The sequence below is a fragment of the Micromonospora sp. KC721 genome (assembly GCF_004348355.1).
Lineage (GTDB): Bacteria > Actinomycetota > Actinomycetes > Mycobacteriales > Micromonosporaceae > Micromonospora.
Genome location: NZ_SMJY01000367.1, coordinates 1 through 2,054, shown reverse-complemented (window position 1 = coordinate 2,054; position 2,054 = coordinate 1). Strand labels below are relative to the sequence as shown.

Here is a 2,054-nt window from a genome sequence, read left to right as displayed (position 1 = left end):
GTGGAACTCCAGCGGAGCGCTGGTCGGCCCGAAGGCCGACGGCCGGAACATCGCCGGGATCAAGGATCCGTCCGTGGTCTACCACAACGGCCGCTACCACGTCTTCGCCAGCACCGCGAAGTCGTCGGGTTACAACCTGGTCTACTTCAACTTCGCCGACTGGTCGCAGGCCGGTTCGGCGACATTCCACTACCTCGACCAAGCCCCGCTCGGCACCGGCTACCGGGCTGCGCCGCAGGTGTTCTACTTCGCCCCGCAGCGGCTGTGGTACCTGGTCTACCAGACCGGCAACGCGTCGTACTCCACCAACCCCGATATCAGCAACCCGAACGGCTGGACCGCGCCGAAGCACTTCTACAGCGGCATGCCGGACATCATCCGGGACAACATCGGCAACGGCTACTGGGTCGACATGTGGGTGATCTGTGACAGCGCCAACTGCCACCTGTTCTCCTCCGACGACAACGGGCACCTCTACCGGTCCCAGACCAGCGTGGCCAACTTCCCGAACGGAATGAGCCAGCCGGTCATCGCGATGCAGGACGCCAACCCACACCGGCTGTTCGAAGCCGCCAACGTCTACCGGGTGGGTGACCGCTACCTGCTCCTGGTCGAGGCGATCGGCAGCGACGGGCGCCGCTGGTTCCGCTCCTGGACCTCCAGCAGCATCGCCGGCCCCTGGCAGGCGCTCGCGGCCGAGGAGAACAACCCGTTCGCCCGGGCCAACAACGTCACCTTCAGTGGCACCGCCTGGACCCGGGACATCAGCCACGGCGAGTTGGTCCGCAGTGGCAACGATCAGACCCTCCCCATCAGTCCCTGCCGAATGCAGTTCCTCTACCAGGGCATGGACCCCAACGCCGGCGGTGATTACAACAGCCTGCCCTGGCGGCTCGGCCTGCTCACCCAGACCAACTCCACCTGCTGACCCGCCCGCTCCCGCCCGGACGGCTCCGGCGGTCGCCTTGCCGACCGCCGGAACCGTCGGCGGGCTCGGCCGCTGGGCGGGGCGCCCGGCGCAGGGTCGACAAGGCGCCGGCTACCGCGGGAGCACCGACGCCAGCCAGCGCAGCTGACGACGCACGTGCACCGCCTCCCCGCCCTCGTGACCGTTGAACGGGTAAATGTGCATCTCCCGCGCCGGCGGCTCCGAACAGCCGGTCGCCGCAGCGTACTGGTTGTAGGCGGCGAAGCCGGTGCTCGGCGGGCAGACGGTGTCGCGCAGCCCGATTCCGAACTGCGCCGGAGCGCTCGCCCGGCGGGCGAAGGCGACCCCGTCGACGTAGGACAGGGTGCGCCGGACCGCCTCCTCTGCCTCCCGGTGGACGGCCAGGTACTGGGCGATCTCGCCGTACGGCGAGGCGTCGGTCAACTCGATGGCCCGCTGGACGTGACAGAGGAACGGCGCGGTGGTCAACAGTGCCGCGAGGTCGTCGATCAGCCCGGCGACCGCCAGGGCGAGCCCTCCACCCTGGCTGTTGCCCGCGGCGACGATCCGGGTCGGATCGACACCGGGCAGGGCTCGGACCGCGTCGACCGCCCGGACCGCGTCGGTGATCAGCCGGCGGTAGTAGTAGTCCTGTGGGCGGAGGATTCCCCAGGTGACCGGCCAGGGCCCGCCGGGTGCGCCGTGTGGGTCCGGGGTGTCGCCCACGCCGTACTGCCCGGCCTGCCCCCGGCTGTCCATCAGCAGGTGCGCGTATCCGGCCACCGGCCAGGTCAGTCGCTCGTGCGGCAGGCCGCGCCCGCGCCCGTAGCCGACGTATTCCACCACTGTGGCCAGCGGTGCGTCCACCCCCGCCGGCCGGGTGTACCAGGCCCGGACGGGGTCGCCGGCGAAGCCGGCGAACGTGACGTCCCACGAGTCGACCAGTCGTAGGTCGGTCCGCTCCGGCCGGACGTCGAGCAGGGCCGGGCGGGCGGCGGCGTCGGCGAGGGTGGTGTGCCAGAAGTCGTCGAAGTCGGCGGGCTCGGCGACCGCGGGCGCGTACTGCCGGAGCTGGTCAGGCGGCAGGTCGAACCGGGGCATGGATCCTCGCGGGGGTGTCCGGGCG

At 70.8% G+C, this 2,054-nt stretch carries 2 protein-coding genes; one reads left to right on the top strand and one right to left on the bottom strand.

Annotated features, from left to right (window positions below; genetic code table 11):
• A partial coding sequence (locus E1182_RS30360) for a non-reducing end alpha-L-arabinofuranosidase family hydrolase (RefSeq protein WP_256370862.1) occupies positions 1 to 928 on the top strand: 928 nt, incomplete at its 5' end.
• 111 nt (positions 929 to 1,039) lie between these two features.
• On the opposite strand, the gene E1182_RS30355 is transcribed toward E1182_RS30360, so the two are convergent.
• Positions 1,040 to 2,029, bottom strand: a complete 990-nt coding sequence (locus E1182_RS30355) for an acetylxylan esterase (protein ID WP_132271163.1) — start codon at positions 2,027 to 2,029, stop codon at positions 1,040 to 1,042.
• Positions 2,030 to 2,054 lie beyond the last annotated feature (25 nt).

What these genes read in the sequence shown, in the direction of transcription:
- E1182_RS30355 (WP_132271163.1), bottom strand. Translation starts at nt 2,029, where the DNA reads ATGCCCCGGTTCGACCTGCCGCCTGACCAGCTCCGGCAGTACGCGCCC.